This window comes from Pseudomonas sp. BO3-4 (assembly GCF_034044115.1).
Lineage (GTDB): Bacteria > Pseudomonadota > Gammaproteobacteria > Pseudomonadales > Pseudomonadaceae > Aquipseudomonas > Aquipseudomonas alloputida.
This window is the reverse complement of the sequence record NZ_CP139018.1, coordinates 971412-986143: the sequence shown is the minus strand read 5'-3', so window position 1 is coordinate 986143 and position 14732 is coordinate 971412. Positions and strand designations below refer to the sequence as shown.

At 61.5% G+C, this 14732-nt stretch carries 12 protein-coding genes; 5 read left to right on the top strand and 7 right to left on the bottom strand.

The features are described from left to right. Nucleotides 1–97 precede the first annotated feature (97 nt). Nucleotides 98–1681, bottom strand: a complete 1584-nt coding sequence (locus REH59_RS04500) for a peptide chain release factor 3 (RefSeq protein ID WP_003248481.1) — start codon at nucleotides 1679–1681, stop codon at nucleotides 98–100. A 556-nt stretch (nucleotides 1682–2237) separates the two neighbouring features. On the opposite strand from REH59_RS04500, the gene REH59_RS04495 reads away from it, so the two are divergent. From REH59_RS04495 to REH59_RS04480, 4 genes are read left to right on the top strand one after another with little or no spacing between them, the layout of a single operon-like run. Then, complete coding sequence (locus REH59_RS04495) at nucleotides 2238–2951, top strand: ABC transporter permease (RefSeq protein ID WP_004575998.1); 714 nt, start codon at nucleotides 2238–2240, stop codon at nucleotides 2949–2951. A 13-nt stretch (nucleotides 2952–2964) separates the two neighbouring features. Then, nucleotides 2965–3876: a glycine betaine ABC transporter substrate-binding protein gene (locus REH59_RS04490; RefSeq protein ID WP_004575997.1), complete on the top strand. Its 912-nt coding sequence runs from the start codon at nucleotides 2965–2967 to the stop codon at nucleotides 3874–3876. Further along, on the top strand, nucleotides 3873–4526 hold the full coding sequence (locus tag REH59_RS04485; RefSeq protein WP_003248487.1) for an ABC transporter permease: 654 nt from the start codon (nucleotides 3873–3875) through the stop codon (nucleotides 4524–4526). Before REH59_RS04490 ends, REH59_RS04485 begins: the two co-directional genes overlap by 4 nt. Next, nucleotides 4523–5680, top strand: coding sequence for a betaine/proline/choline family ABC transporter ATP-binding protein (locus tag REH59_RS04480; protein WP_003248489.1), 1158 nt, complete (start codon nucleotides 4523–4525; stop codon nucleotides 5678–5680). The genes REH59_RS04485 and REH59_RS04480 overlap by 4 nt, the downstream gene beginning before the upstream one ends. 120 nt (nucleotides 5681–5800) lie before the next feature. Here the strand turns inward: REH59_RS04480 and REH59_RS04475 are convergent. The 4 genes from REH59_RS04475 to REH59_RS04460 all read right to left on the bottom strand — a co-directional run bounded on the left by REH59_RS04475 (nucleotide 5801) and on the right by REH59_RS04460 (nucleotide 11390). Further along, nucleotides 5801–7170 (bottom strand): IS3 family transposase gene (locus REH59_RS04475; RefSeq protein ID WP_128573916.1). Its coding sequence is split into 2 segments (ribosomal slippage): nucleotides 5801–6688 and nucleotides 6691–7170, totalling 1368 coding nucleotides; the frame shifts between segments, so codons are not numbered across the junction. Between the two features lie 201 nt (nucleotides 7171–7371). Further along, the gene (locus REH59_RS04470) at nucleotides 7372–9801 is read right to left on the bottom strand and encodes a TonB-dependent siderophore receptor (protein ID WP_014861715.1); all 2430 of its coding nucleotides are present in this window, start codon (nucleotides 9799–9801) and stop codon (nucleotides 7372–7374) included. 108 nt (nucleotides 9802–9909) lie between these two features. Continuing rightward, nucleotides 9910–10872 (bottom strand): FecR family protein, encoded by a 963-nt coding sequence (locus tag REH59_RS04465; protein ID WP_014861716.1) that lies wholly within the window; start codon nucleotides 10870–10872, stop codon nucleotides 9910–9912. Between the two features lie 20 nt (nucleotides 10873–10892). Further along, complete coding sequence (locus tag REH59_RS04460) at nucleotides 10893–11390, bottom strand: RNA polymerase sigma factor (protein WP_014861717.1); 498 nt, start codon at nucleotides 11388–11390, stop codon at nucleotides 10893–10895. A 494-nt stretch (nucleotides 11391–11884) separates the two neighbouring features. Between REH59_RS04460 and REH59_RS04455 the strand changes: the two genes are divergently transcribed. Then, a complete protein-coding gene (locus tag REH59_RS04455; RefSeq protein WP_003248498.1) occupies nucleotides 11885–13048 on the top strand; it encodes a type III PLP-dependent enzyme in 1164 nt (387 codons plus the stop codon). A gap of 183 nt (nucleotides 13049–13231) precedes the next feature. Here REH59_RS04455 and REH59_RS04450 read toward each other — a convergent pair whose 3' ends face one another. Together REH59_RS04450 and REH59_RS04445 are read right to left on the bottom strand one after the other, a co-directional pair. Beyond that, nucleotides 13232–13981, bottom strand: coding sequence for a tetratricopeptide repeat protein (locus REH59_RS04450; protein ID WP_014861718.1), 750 nt, complete (start codon nucleotides 13979–13981; stop codon nucleotides 13232–13234). A gap of 3 nt (nucleotides 13982–13984) precedes the next feature. Beyond that, nucleotides 13985–14665 (bottom strand): Fe2+-dependent dioxygenase, encoded by a 681-nt coding sequence (locus REH59_RS04445; RefSeq protein ID WP_012051256.1) that lies wholly within the window; start codon nucleotides 14663–14665, stop codon nucleotides 13985–13987. Nucleotides 14666–14732: the final 67 nt, after the last annotated feature.

Below are 14732 nucleotides of genomic sequence, written 5' to 3'. Positions count from 1 at the left end.
GGTAGGAGCGGGTTTACCCGCGAATGCGTCGGTAGACTTGACGCCGCATTCGCGGGTAAACCCGCTCCTACACAGGGTCAGGAGCAGGCAACTGAGATCAGTGGTGCTCGCGGGTAGCGCGGAACTTGATGTCCGGCCAGCGCTCTTCCATCAGCGCCAGGTTGACCCGGGTCGGCGCCAGGTAGGTCAGGTGACCGCCGCCGTCGATGGCCAGGTTTTCCATGGCCTTGGTCTGGAATTCCTCGAGCTTCTTCTTGTCATCGCAGCTGATCCAGCGCGCCGACCAGACGGTGATAGGCTCGTAGGCGCACTCGACCTTGTACTCTTCCTTCAGGCGGCTGGCGACCACGTCGAACTGCAGCACACCGACCGCACCCAAGATGATGTCGTTGCTGCGCTCAGGGAAGAACACCTGAGTAGCACCTTCTTCGGCCAGCTGCTGCAGGCCTTGACGCAGTTGCTTGGATTTGAGCGGGTCTTTCAGGCGGACGCGGCGAAACAGCTCCGGCGCGAAGTGCGGGATACCGGTGAAGCCCAGCGCCTCGCCTTCGGTGAAGGTGTCGCCGATCTGGATGGTGCCGTGGTTGTGCAGGCCGATGATGTCACCGGCAAAGGCTTCTTCCAGCTGCTCACGCTCGGAGGAGAAGAACGTCAGCGCATCGCCGATACGCAGGTCTTTGTTCAAGCGCACGTGGCGCATTTTCATGCCCTTCTCGTACTTGCCCGAGCAGATGCGCATGAAGGCGATACGGTCGCGGTGTTTCGGGTCCATGTTCGCCTGGATCTTGAACACGAAGCCGGTGAACTTCTCTTCCACAGGCTCCACGGTGCGCTCGTGGGCCACACGGCCAAGCGGGCGCGGCGCCCAGTCGACCACGGCGTCGAGCACGTGGTCGACACCGAAGTTGCCCAGCGCAGTACCGAAGAACACCGGGGTCAGCTGACCGTTGATGAACTCTTCCTGGTTGAACTCGTGGCAAGCGCCCTGCACCAGCTCCAGTTGCTCGACGAACGAATCGTACTGGTCGCCCAGGTGCGCGCGGGCTTCGTCCGAGTCCAGCTTCTGGATAATCTTGGCTTCGGTGCGCTCGTGGCCGTGGCCCGGGGTGTACACCACGATGTAGTCACCGGTCAGGTGGTACACGCCCTTGAAGTCGCGGTAGCAACCGATCGGCCAGGTGATTGGCGCGGCCTTGATCTTCAAAACGGCTTCGATTTCGTCGAGCAGTTCGATCGGGTCGCGGATGTCTCGGTCGAGTTTGTTGATGAAGCTGACGATGGGCGTGTCGCGCAGGCGGCACACGTCCATCAGGGCGATGGTACGCGGCTCTACACCTTTACCGCCGTCGAGCACCATCAGCGCCGAGTCCACCGCGGTCAGGGTGCGGTAGGTGTCTTCCGAGAAGTCTTCGTGGCCGGGGGTGTCGAGCAGGTTGATCATGTGCTCGCGGTACGGGAACTGCATCACCGAGGTGGTGATGGAGATGCCGCGCTGCTTCTCCATTTCCATCCAGTCGGAGGTGGCATGGCGGTCGGACTTGCGCGACTTCACGGTACCGGCGACGGCAATGGCCTTGCCCATCAGCAGCAGCTTCTCGGTGATGGTGGTTTTACCGGCGTCGGGGTGGGAAATGATTGCGAAAGTGCGGCGCTTCGCGACTTCGGCGGCCTGGTTGGTCATGGGAAATCGCCTGACTGGGGGATTTGAAAGGGGCAGTATCATACCTGAAGTTGGGCCTGGACCAAAATCTGCCGAATGAATGGCGCCTGTGCCGGCCTCTTCGCGGGTAAACCCGCGCCTACAGGTACGACACAGGGTTCGGATGCGGTGCAGTCTTCGTAGGAGCGGGTTTACCCGCGAAGACGCCAGCACAGACAAAACAAACCCAACAGGCAATCGCTTTATCACGACAAATAACCAAAACGCAGTTATTTCAACGCCTGCAGCACATCAAGTCGCTGTTTTTTCTCGCCAAAAATCCCCCACCCAGCGATTAACGCTGGCCAAATGCTGTCTCAGATGGGAACCTTTACGCCCACGGAGACGTCCACTCCCCTGCAACCCGCTTCGGTTGGGGACTGGTTTCATCAGCATTTTCGGGCCCGACGGGGTTCGGCTCATGGCCTGATCGCAGCCTTCGGCTTGCATCTCGCTGCTACTCGCGAACACACCACCCGCCGCCAGGATTGGCCGGCTTCCAAGAAGTGTGCTCGCCGACAACACAAGGAGTCCGCCTGTGGCTAAACGCTACGGAAAGGGGCTGTTGGGATGGGCCGCCGTGCTCGTCATCCTGGCCCTGCTGGTCCACTGGATCGGCATCGACACGATCGCGCGTTATCGCGACGATCTTGGGTTCTACCTGCAAGCGCACCTGGTATTGGTGCTGGCTTCGATGGTGGCGGCGCTGGCCGTGGGCATCCCCGCCGGCATTGCGTTAAGTCGACCGCACCGGGTCGACAAAGCCGAGCGTTTCATGCAGTTCTTCAACGTTGGCAACACCATCCCCCCTCTGGCCGTTCTGGCCATCGCCCTGAGTATCCTGGGCATCGGCGCCGGGCCTGCGATCTTCGCACTGTTCCTCGCGTCCCTCCTGCCCATCGTGCGCAACACCTACGAAGGCCTGAAAAACGTCCCCGCATCGCTCAAGGAAGCCGCTACCGGCATTGGCATGACCCCGCGCCAGCAACTCTGGCAGGTGGAACTGCCCAACGCCGTGCCGATCATCGTCGGCGGCGTACGCGTGGCCCTGGCGTTGAACGTGGGCACCGCACCGCTGGCATTCCTGATCGGCGCCAACAGCCTGGGCAGCCTGATTTTCCCCGGCATCGCCCTGAACAACCAGCCGCAGCTGCTGCTGGGTGCCGCCTGCACCGCGCTGCTGGCTCTGGTGCTGGACGCGGCGGTGAGTTTCTCCAGCAGGCGCTGGCTGGAACGTGGCCTGGCCCAATAAGGATAGGAAACGTATGAAGAAGAGAATCGCCTTGCTGCTGGGCGCGGCCCTGCTGTTCGCAGGAGTTGCCCAGGCAGCGGAAAAACCCCTGGTGCGCATCGGCGCGCGGGTGTTCACCGAACAGACCGTGCTCGCCGAAATCACCGCGCAGTACCTGCGCGCGAACGGCTTTGACGTACGCGTCACCACCGGCCTTGGCAGCAGCATCGCTCGCCAGGCCCAGGAAACCGGCCAGCTCGACCTGATGTGGGAATACACCGGGGTGTCGCTGGTGTCCTACAACCATATTGATGAGCGTATGCCCAGCGCCGAGGCCACCTACGCCAAGGTCAAGGAGCTGGATGCCAAAAAAGACCTGATCTGGCTGACCCCGTCGAAATTCAGCAACACCTATGCCCTCGGCTTGCCGAAGCAGGTCGCCGAGGCCTACCCGCAGATCAACTCGATCAGCGACCTCAACCAGGTGCTGCGCGACGAGCGCAAGCGTAATCACCTGGTGGCTCTGGACACCGAGTTCGCCAACCGCCCCGACGGCCTGGTCGGGCTCAAGGAAATGTACGACCTGCAGGTCGGCCGCGCCAACATCCGCCAGATGGACGCGGGCCTGGTCTACACGGCCATGCACAACAACCAGGTGTTCGCAGGCCTGGTCTACACCACCGACGGTCGCCTGAGCGCGTTCAACCTCAAGCTGCTCGAAGACGACAAGCACTACTTCCCCGACTACACCGCCGCCCCGGTGGTGCGCAAGGCCGTGCTCGACGCCAACCCGCAACTGGTCGCCCTGCTCAAGCCACTGGCCGAGCAGCTCGATGACGAGACCATGCGCCAGCTCAATGCCAAGGTTGACGTAGACCACCAGAACCCGACCGCTGTGGCCGCCGCATTCCTGCGAGAGCATCCCCTCAAGGAGGTACAGCCATGAGCCTGCTCGACACGTTCGCCCACCTCGACTGGGCCCAGGTGCTGCAACTGACCTGGCAGCACATCATGCTGGTCGGCATCGCCGTCGGCCTGGCGATCCTCGTTGGCGTGCCGCTGGGCATCCTGATGACCCGCTTCCCGGCGGTGGCCGGCCCGCTGCAGGCCAGCGCCACAGTGCTGCTGACCATCCCCTCGATTGCGTTGTTCGGCCTGCTGCTGCCGTTCTACTCCAAGTTCGGCCAGGGGCTGGGCCCCTTGCCGGCGATCACTGCCGTGTTTCTTTATTCGCTGCTGCCAATCATGCGCAACACCTACCTGGCCCTGACCAATGTCGAGCCCGGTATCCGTGAAGCCGCGCGTGGCATCGGCATGACCTTCGGCCAGCGCCTGCGCATGGTCGAGCTGCCCATCGCCGTACCGGTGATCCTCGCCGGTGTGCGCACCGCCGTGGTGATGAACATCGGTGTGATGACCATTGCCGCCACCATCGGCGCCGGCGGCCTCGGCGTGCTGATCCTGACTTCCATCAGCCGCAGCGACATGTCGATGCTGCTGGTCGGCGCCGTACTGGTCAGCCTGCTGGCGATCATCGCCGACCTGCTGCTGCAAACCCTGCAACGTGCCCTGACTCCAGAAGGACTGCGCTCATGATCGAACTGAAGAACCTCAGCAAAACCTTCAACGTCAACGGCAAGGACGTCAAAGCCGTCGACTCGGTAAGCCTCACCGTCAATGAAGGGGAAATCTGCGTGTTCCTCGGCCCGTCGGGCTGCGGCAAGAGCACCACGCTGAAAATGATCAACCGCCTGATCACGCCCACCTCGGGCCAGGTGTTCATCAACGGCGAAGACACCACCGGCCTGGACGAAGTTACCCTGCGCCGGCACATCGGCTATGTGATTCAGCAGATCGGTCTGTTCCCCAACATGACCATCGAGGAGAACATTACCGTGGTCCCGCGCCTGCTTGGCTGGGACAAGCAGAAATGCCACGAGCGGGCTCGCGAGCTGATGCACATGATCAAGCTCGAACCCAAGCAGTACCTGCAACGCTACCCGCGCGAGCTGTCTGGCGGCCAGCAACAGCGTATCGGCGTGATTCGCGCCCTGGCAGCAGATGCACCCGTGCTGTTGATGGACGAGCCATTTGGCGCGGTCGACCCGATCAACCGCGAGATGATCCAGAACGAATTCTTCGAAATGCAGCGGGCGCTGAACAAGACCGTGATCATGGTCAGCCACGACATCGACGAAGCGATCAAGCTGGGCGACAAGATTGCCATCTTCCGTGCCGGCAAGCTGTTGCAGCTGGATCACCCGGATACCCTGCTGGCGCACCCGGCGGATGATTTCGTCAGCAACTTTGTGGGCCAGGACAGCACCCTCAAACGCCTGTTGCTGGTGCGTGCCGAGGATGCAGCGGACAACGCGCCGTCGGTGAGCCCGGAAACACCGGTGGGCGACGCGCTGGAGCTGCTGGATGAGCACGACCGCCGCTACGTGGTGGTGACCGATGCGCAAAACAAGGCCTTGGGCTATGTGCGCCGGCGCGACATGCACCGCCAGCAAGGCACTTGCGGTGATTTCCTGCGGCCGTTCAATGCCACGGCCTCGTACGATGAGCACTTGCGCATCCTGCTGTCGCGCATGTACGAGTTCAACCGCGCGTGGTTGCCAGTGTTGGATGCCGAGCAGGTGTTCTTGGGCGAGGTGACGCAGGAGTCGATTGCCGCGTACCTGAGCTCGGGGAGATCGCGGGGGGCGAAGAGCAGTATCGTTTCGCCGGCCGAGGCGGTGGTTTCGTAATCGTCGGGGGCGCTTTGCGCCCCTTCGCGGGTAAACCCGCTCCTACAACGGCCTGTGTTCAATCCCCGATGTATGTCCACCACCGATCTGAGCTGCGCCCCAGATGTTGGACGGTCGGTGCTAGGCTACCTCAGCTTGAGTTCTGTAAGCCACAGGACTCAGGCCGTTGAGTTTCATTTTAATGCGGTCATGGTTGTAGTAGTGGATGTACTCATCCAGTCCCGCCTGTAGCTCTGCGACGCTTTTGAAGCGCTCACGGTAGAAGTATTCCGACTTCAGCGTGCCGAAAAAACTCTCCATCGCGGCGTTGTCCAGGCAGTTACCTTTGCGTGACATGCTTTGCTCAAGCCCTGCTTCCTTCACACGTGCACAGTAATCAGGGTATCGGTAGTGCCATCCTTGGTCCGAGTGCAGCAGTGGTTTGTTGCCCGCCGGAAGCAGTTGAATCGCGCGCTCCAGCATTTCGCCGACCAAGGTGAAGCGCGGTCTGGTGTCGGTGCGATACGTCACGATTTCGCCGTTGTACAGATCCATTACAGGCGAGAGGTACAGCTTTTCACCCGCCACTTTGAACTCAGTGACATCGGTAACCCACTTCTGGTTAGGCTGATCAGCCTGGAAATTACGCTTGAGAATGTTAGGCGCGGCTTCTCCCATCAGGCCCCGATACGCCTTGTACTTCTTCGGGCGGACCGTGCACTTGAGGTCTAGAGCAGCCATCAGCCGGCGCACCTTTTTACTGTTAACCAACTGCCCAGAACTGCGCAGCGCAGAGGTAACCCGCCGATAACCATAACGACCGCGATGTCGGTCGCAGATCTCCTGGATCGAGATTTTGAGAGAGGCACACTTATCCCCGGCCTCAAGCAGCCCTAGCTGGTAATAGTAAGTACTGCGTGGCAGGCCGGCAGCCTTGAGCAGATCGGCAAACGGGTAGTGTTCGCGCAAAGCCCTTACTAGCCGGGTTTTTTCCTGGCTTTCTTCAGCCTCGCCTTCTCCTCGTCGAGCTCCTCGAGCTTTTTTAGGTAGGCGTTCTCCGCTTCAAGCTGGCGAAGTCTCTTGAGCAGCTCCGCATGGGTAAGCTCCTCGATAGGTTTGGGAGCGGTCTCTTCGGGCTTGCGCGGGGCTTTAGGCATAGGGGTGACCAATATCTTTTTGCTTGAGGACAGGGCCTGGAAGCCGCCACTGTAATACTGTTCCTCCCAGCGCCGCACCTGAGATGAGTTACCCAGGTTGAACAACGCTGCGGTGGCCCGGAGCGACAGCTTCTCGCGCCACATACGGTAGAGCACAGAAAGCTTGAACTCACTGCTGTAATGACCGCCAGGCTTCTCGAAGCTGGCCTCACCATGTAACTGATAGGACATGACCCAACGGCGCAGCAAAGTCGGATCGATTTGAAACAGCGCCGCGATGTGGCGAAAGCCTCGGCCACGCTTGAGGAAAGCCTGGATGGCTGACTGCTTGAATTGTGTTGAGTACTTGCTCATAAAAACCCCAGATGATGGACAGATGTCCAACATCTGGGGCGCAGCTCAATCATGTGTAGGAGCGGGTTTACCCGCGAATACGGTGGTGGCGGCAACGGTGAACGACTGGTGAAAATTGGCCAGCAGGCCCGGCCCTTTCGCGGGTAAACCCGCTCCTACAAGAGCGAGCGAAGGGCCGCAAAGCGGCCCCGGCAATCTCGATCAAAACCCAACACTGGCCTGCACGTAGAAGGTTCGCGGCTCACCCACGTAAAGGCCGGCATTGTTGTCACTGGAGCGGGTGAAGTACTGCTTGTCGAACAGGTTCTTCACCCCCGCCGCCAGCTTCAGGTTGGACAGTTCAGGCCCGAATTCATACCCACCGCGGGCATGCCAGGTCACATAACCCGGAATATCGCCATACTGCCCGTCAGCACTCGGCTCGGTGATGTAGTCGCCATTGAAACTGCCATCGGCATTGATCCCGGTTCCCGGCGCACGCTGCTTCGATTGGGCATAGGCGTCCAGGTTCCAGGTCCAGCGGTTAACTGCGTAACGCACCCCGGCAGTGGCCACCTGGCGTGAATAGAACGGCAGGTCTCGGCCCTTGAACCCTGGGATATCCCCTTCATAGGTCGCGCGGGTATAGGTGTAGCCACCGCTCACCGACAGCCCGTCCAGGCGCAGGTCCAGCCCGGCCAGGTCATAACGCACCGAAGCCTCGATGCCCTGGTGCTTGGTCGCACCGAGGTTGGTCCAGCCCACGTCGTTGCTGATGTACTGCAGCTCATCATCGAAGTCGATGTAGAACGCCGTCAGCTCACCGGCAAAGCCGCCATTGTCATAACGGGTACCGATTTCGTAGGTCTTGGCTTTTTCCGGCTCCAGGCCATTGGCCGTACTGTTGCCAGAACCGCCCTGGCCCAGCTGGAAGTACTGCAGGCTACCGAACGAAGTCTCGTAGTTGGCGAACACCTTCCAGGCATCGGAAACGTGGTACATCACGCTCAGTGCCGGCAAAGGCTCGTTGCTGGTGATGCTGCGCTTCTTCTCGGCTACCGGGCGGTTGTTGGCGTCCAGCACCGGGCGGTCGCGCCAGTCGGTATTGATGTGCTCGAAGCGCACGCCAGGGGTGATGGTCCAGTTGCCCACGTCGATCTTGTCGTCGATGTAGTAGGCGCTGGCCTCGGTGCCGCCACTGCGGTCCTGGAACACGTGGCCGTCGGAAGTCGGGGTCACCGTCGGCACGTTGTCGATCAGCGCCAGGCGAGTCGATTGTTCGCGCATCGCTTCCTTCAGGTAACGGTAACCGACACTGACTTCCTGGGTGGTTGGGCCGGCAAAGAAGATGCGCGACACACGGGGTTCGATGGCAAAGGTGTGGTAGTTGCGCGGGTACGACGACAACGTCTTCATGTCCCGCGAGGCGATGGTGCTGCCGCGGAAGCTGTCGGTGTAGTAGGTCAGCACTTCGAACTGGGTGGCATCGTCGAGCTGCCGCTGCCATTTGAACGACACATCCTTGCGCCGGCCCGCGAAGTAGTCGTAATCGCGCAGCGACTGGTACGGGTTGCTGTCGTATTGGGCCTGGGTCAGGCCACCCGGCATGTCGGCACGGCCATCGTAATAATGGAAGTTGAGCCAGAACTCATCGACATCGGTTGGCGCCCAATGCGTCTTGAGGATTACGTCATCGATGTCGTTGCCGTTGTTGCTTTCACGGTAACCGTTGCCATTCACCCCGGTGTACAACAGCGCCACGCCCATGCCATTGTCGGCCGTGCCACCGACGAAGGCTGACTCGGTATGTTTCCAGCCACCGTGCTGGGAGGTCTCCAGGGTGGTGGACAGCTCTGCCGAGGCCTTTTCCGGAATCGCCCGGGTTACAAAGTTGATCACGCCGCCCACGTTCTGCGGGCCATAGCGCACCGAGCCGGCACCGCGCACGACGTCGATGCTGTCGAGGTTGCCAGAGGAAATCGGTGCCATCGACAGCTGTGGCTGGCCATACGGCGCGAAGGCGGCCGGGATGCCATCGATCAGTACCGTGGAGCGCGGCGACAGGCGCGAAGTAAGGCCGCGTACGCCCACGTTCAGCGACAGGTCGCTGCCACCGGTCCCGTTGGAGTCCTGCACTTGCACGCCGGGGATGCCGCGCAGCACGTCGCGCACGTTCATTGCGCCCTTCTCCACCATTGCCTCGCGGCGTACCACGGTGCGTGCCCCAGGGTGGTTCTGTACCACGCTCTGCTGGGCATCACCCAGCCAGTCACCGACCACCTTGATGTCGGTGGGTGCCAGCTCCAGGCTGCCGCTGCCCAGGTCAAGGGTAGTCGGCAGTGGCTTCACCACAACGGTGTCCCCGGACATCTCGAAGGTGAGCCCGCTGCCTTGCAACAGCTGTTGCAGCGCCTGCACCGGCGCCAGGTTGCCCGATACCGCCGGGGCCTGTTTGCCGGCGACCAGCTCGGGGCTGAAAAACAGCTGCAGGCTGGTTTGCTGGCCGAGCTGGTTCAGCGCCGAACCCAATGGCTGGGCCTGGATGTGGAGGGCATTAGCGGCCTCTGCGGCCTGGCTGCCAACGGCCACAGTACTGACCGCCAGGGCCAGCGCCAGGGCGCGAAAGCGTGGGAGAGGTTTGTTGTTGTTCACGTCGTCGAAACATCCTGGAGTGCGGAATAAACGCCAACCGCGTGCAAATGGAAATGCTTGGCAGTTGCAGCTGGCGAGGAAGACGAACGAGTGAAAAAAAACCTGAATCTAGTTGGCGATTATTTCGCTGGAGCCGTCTTCATGGGCTTTGATGGCCACCGGGAGGATGCTCGGCAAGGCCCGCAGCAGAGCGTCTGTATCGTTGGTACTGAAGGTACCGGACAGGCGCAGCCGGGCGACTTTCCCAGGGGCGACCCGCAATGGCTGGCGACGGTAGCGCGAGGTTTCGGCCACTACTTCGGCGAGGGTTGCGTTGTCGAACACCAGCTTGCCCTGTCGCCATGCGGTCATGGCGCCGGTGTTGACCGCATAGGGTGCGGCGACCAGGCCCTGTGCATCTATATGCGACCCCTGCCCGGCCGTCAGTTGCGCCAGCGAGGCGCCCTTGCCCTGCACCCGCACCGACCCCTGTTCCACCGCCACACGGGTGCTGGCTGGGTCCAGGCGGACGTCAAAGCGGGTACCTGTGACGATCACACTGCCCTGGGCAGTGTCGACCACAAACGGCCGGCTACTGTCATGGGCGACGCTGAACATCACTTCACCGGCGTTCAGGCGCACGTGCCGCTGGCCGGCGCTGAACTCGACCTGCAACTGCGTGTTGCCATTGAGCTCCAGATGCGAGCCATCCGGCAGTTCGACCTGACGGCGCTCATTGAAGGCCGTCTGCAGGCTGCCTTGATGGTTCAGTTGCAGGTGGTGCCAGCCGCCCCAGCCCAGGCCCAGCGCCACTACCGCGACACTGGCGGCCAACGCCTGGCGCATGAAACGCCGTCGTGGCAGCTGCTGCACCGGGTCTGGCTGGCACAGCGCCTCCAGGTGCTGACGTGGAATGAAGCCGGCGGCCTGCCACACGCGGCAGAGATGCTCATATTCTTCCCGGTGGTGCTCGTCGCTCGCCAACCAGGCATGCAACTGCTTGTGCAGCCCGGCATCCCGAGGCGCATCCTGCACGCGGGCGAACCATGCGGCCGCCTGCTCGCGGACGGCATCGGTACCGTGCTGTTTCATCGAAAAGGCCTCCTGACTCTTCATGCCGACACATCCAGGTGCTCACGCAGGTGCCGAAGCGTGCGGATCATATACTTTTCGACCATGTTCTTGCTCAACCCCATGCGCTCGGCAATCTCGGCCTGGGTCAGGCCTTCGAGCTTCTGCCAGATGAACACCTGCCGGCAGTTGAGTGGCAGCTTGGCAAGCGCCCGCTCGACGCTGTCGGCCAGCTCCAGGGCATGCACGTAGGCTTCCGGGTCGCCACTGCCGGTTGCGCCTTCGTCGAAGGCTTCCCGCTCCAGTGCCTGGCGGCGGTCTTCGCGACGGAAGCCATCCACGGCGATGTTGCGCGCAGCCTGATGCAGGTAGGCGCGTGGCTGCTCAACCTGCTCGCGCGGGGTTTCCAGTACCCGGACAAAGGCATCGTGGGTGAGGTCCTCGGCCTGCTGACGACTGCGCAGCTTGCGCGTCCAGGTGCCGATCAGCTCATGGTAATGGTCGAGGAAGCCTTTGTGTCCGGACACGGTCGGGGCCATCAGGGAGGCAGATAAGGGTGCGAATAGTAATGTTTCGCATCAAAAGCAGCAAATCCGCCAGTCGGTAACAAAAAATTTATGGGCGATTTCCTGTACGGGGGTACCAGGAAAATGTGGCCATAAATATGAACACCTCCGGCCCTTTCGCGGGCAAGCCCGCCCCCACATGGAACGCGTATCCCCTGTAGGAGCGGGCTTGCCCGCGAAGGGCCCAACACGCTCCATTCCACAATTTTTTACGCTTGAAAGATCGCAGGGAACATCAGCCGGTCACACGAGTCGGTTATTCAAATGGCTGGTCGTCGATCCACGTCGATCACGCCCGGATTGCCTGTTGATTCTGCATTCTTCACGCCCTAAAGTGCGCGCCGAACGTCCATGCTGGAAACGATCCATCCGGCTCAAGTACTGAGTAGGCGAACCAAAGTGGGGATACGGAGGACGTTCAGTTTGCAGCCACTTAATCTTTCAGTTTGCCCATGGAGTCCCTGAGCATGTCGATCCAGGTCGAAGACTATTTCGCGCGTGAAACCTTCCAGAAAATGAAGGCGTTCGCTGACAAGCAGGAAACCCCGTTCGTACTCATCGACACCCAGATGATCAGCCAGGCGTACGACGACCTGCGCGCCGGTTTCGAATTTGCCAAGGTCTACTACGCAGTCAAGGCCAACCCGGCCGTGGAAATCATCGACCTGCTCAAAGAGAAAGGTTCGAGCTTCGACATCGCCTCGATCTACGAGCTGGACAAAGTGATGGGCCGCGGTGTCAGCGCCGACCGCATCAGCTACGGCAACACCATCAAGAAGTCCAAGGATATCCGCTACTTCTACGAGAAGGGCGTGCGCCTGTACGCCACCGACTCGGAAGCCGACCTGCGCAACATCGCCAAGGCCGCACCGGGCTCGAAAGTGTATGTGCGTATTCTGACTGAAGGCTCCACCACTGCCGACTGGCCGCTGTCCCGCAAGTTCGGCTGCCAGACCGACATGGCCATGGACCTGCTGATCCTCGCCCGCGACCTGGGCCTGGTGCCTTATGGCATCTCCTTCCACGTGGGCTCGCAGCAACGCGACATCAGCGTGTGGGACGCCGCCATCGCTAAGGTCAAGGTAATCTTCGAACGCCTGAAAGAAGAAGACGGCATCGAACTGAAGCTGATCAACATGGGTGGTGGCTTCCCGGCCAACTACATCACCCGTACCAACAGCCTGGAAACCTACGCCGAAGAAATCATCCGCTTCCTCAAGGAAGACTTCGGTGACGAACTGCCGGAAATCATCCTCGAGCCCGGCCGTTCGCTGATCGCCAACGCCGGTATCCTGGTCAGCGAAGTGGTGCTGGTCGCACGTAAGTCGCGTACCGCCGTCGAGCGCTGGATCTACACCGACGTGGGCAAGTTCTCCGGCCTGATCGAAACCATGGACGAAGCCATCAAGTTCCCGATCTGGACCGAGAAGAAAGGCGAAGCCGAGGAAGTGGTCATCGCCGGCCCGACCTGCGACAGCGCCGACATCATGTACGAGAACTACAAGTACGGGCTGCCGCTGAACCTGGCCATCGGTGACCGCCTGTACTGGCTGTCGACCGGCGCCTACACCACCAGCTACAGCGCAGTGGAATTCAACGGCTTCCCGCCGCTGAAGGCTTACTACCTGTAATGCACAACGGGGCCGAAAGGCCCCGTTTTCATGTGCGTGCTGTCGGTGCTGGCCTCTTTGTGGATAAACCGTACAACGGCCTGCGCCCAACCACCGATACGTGTGTAGGCGCGGGTTTACCCGCGAATACGGCGGCGGCGGCAACGGTGAACGGCCAGTAGAAATTGGCCAGCACAGTCAACCTCACTCACCACGCCGTTCGATCTCCTCGGCATAGCGCCCGGCAAAGGCCATGAGCACCGGCCCCGCCTCCTGCAAGGTCACCAGCGCCGCGCGCAGGAAGTTCATGTTGCCCTCGATCCGCGCCCGCTCCAGCCAAGGCGCGGCCTCCGCCACCTGGCCACGTTCGACCAGCACCAGCGCCAGGCTGAACATCCCACGAAAATCCCCCGCCTCGGCCGATCGCCGATACCAGCGCACCGCCCGCGCCGGGCTGGGCGCCGTGGCAATGCCCTGCTCCAGGTAACGCCCATACAGGTTCATCGATTTGGCATGCCCCAGCTGCGCAGCCTTCTCGTAGCACATCAGTGCCTGCGCCTGATTGGCCGGCACCCCACGCCCGGTCGCCAGAAGGTTGCCCAGGTTATACAGGCCCCAGTCCAAACCCGAATCGGCCGCACGGGCGTAGTGAACGGCCGCCTGCACCAAACTCACCTCGCCGCCCCAGCCATGCTCCAGGCAACGCCCGAGCATGTTGTGCGCCATGGCACTGCCACCCTGTGCAGCGATACCGAACCAACGCCGGGCAACCGTGGCATCCTGCTGGATGCCACGCCCATCCAGCAGGATCTGCCCCAGCAGCAACTGCGCCTCGACCGCGCCCTGCCCCGCTGCCGCCAGAATCGCCTGGGCGGCCTTGCCAGGGGTTTCCTCGAGCATGGCCTGCAAGCCGGCCACATCCACTACTTCCTCACGTCGCAGCAGGTAGGACACGGCTCAGACCTCAGCCCAGCGGCGCAGCAAGTTATGGTAGGTGCCCGTCAGCTGCAACAGCGAAGGATGGTCCGGCACATCGGCGGTCAGTTGCTGGATGGCGTTGTCCATCTCGAACAGCAGCGTCCGCTGGCTGTCATCGCGCACCAGGCTCTGGGTCCAGAAGAACGCGGCATAGCGTTGGCCACGGGTCACTGGGTTGACCTTGTGCAGGCTTGTGCCGGGGTACAGCACCATGTCACCGGCGGCCAGCTTGACCTGCTGCACGCCATAGGTGTCCTGGATCACCAGCTCACCGCCGTCGTAGCTTTCCGGGTCACTGAGGAACAGCGTGGAAGACAGGTCGGTACGCACCCGCTCCGGGCTGCCCTTGGGCTGGCGCAGGGCGTTGTCGATGTGGAAACCGAAGTTGCCGCCTTCGCGGTAGCAGTTGATCAACGGCGGGAACACCTTGTGCGGCAAGGCTGCCGACATGAAGCGTGGGGTTTTCCACAGGCGGTCGATCAGCGCACTGCCGATTTCCTTGGCCAGCGCATGACCTTCCGGCAACTGCAGGTTGTGCTTGGCCTTGGCCGACTGATAACCCGCCGTAACCTTGCCATCGGCCCAGTCGGCCCGCTCCAGCGCCTCGCAGATACGGGCCAGTTCATCAGCGTCGAACAGGCCTGGGATGTGAAGCAGCATGGCAACGGCACCGTTAGGAAATGTAAAGGCGCAATGATATTGATTCCCTTTTGCGCTACACAAGCCC

Bases quoted from the DNA above. Each gene is read 5' to 3' on its own strand.
- REH59_RS04465 (WP_014861716.1), bottom strand. From the start codon at position 10,872: ATGAAACAGCACGGTACCGATGCCGTCCGCGAGCAGGCGGCCGCATGG.
- REH59_RS04445 (WP_012051256.1), bottom strand. From the start codon at position 14,665: ATGCTGCTTCACATCCCAGGCCTGTTCGACGCTGATGAACTGGCCCGT.
- REH59_RS04490 (WP_004575997.1), top strand. From the start codon at position 2,965: ATGAAGAAGAGAATCGCCTTGCTGCTGGGCGCGGCCCTGCTGTTCGCA.
- REH59_RS04480 (WP_003248489.1), top strand. From the start codon at position 4,523: ATGATCGAACTGAAGAACCTCAGCAAAACCTTCAACGTCAACGGCAAG.
- REH59_RS04460 (WP_014861717.1), bottom strand. From the start codon at position 11,390: ATGGCCCCGACCGTGTCCGGACACAAAGGCTTCCTCGACCATTACCAT.
- REH59_RS04455 (WP_003248498.1), top strand. From the start codon at position 11,885: ATGTCGATCCAGGTCGAAGACTATTTCGCGCGTGAAACCTTCCAGAAA.
- REH59_RS04500 (WP_003248481.1), bottom strand. From the start codon at position 1,681: ATGACCAACCAGGCCGCCGAAGTCGCGAAGCGCCGCACTTTCGCAATC.
- REH59_RS04485 (WP_003248487.1), top strand. From the start codon at position 3,873: ATGAGCCTGCTCGACACGTTCGCCCACCTCGACTGGGCCCAGGTGCTG.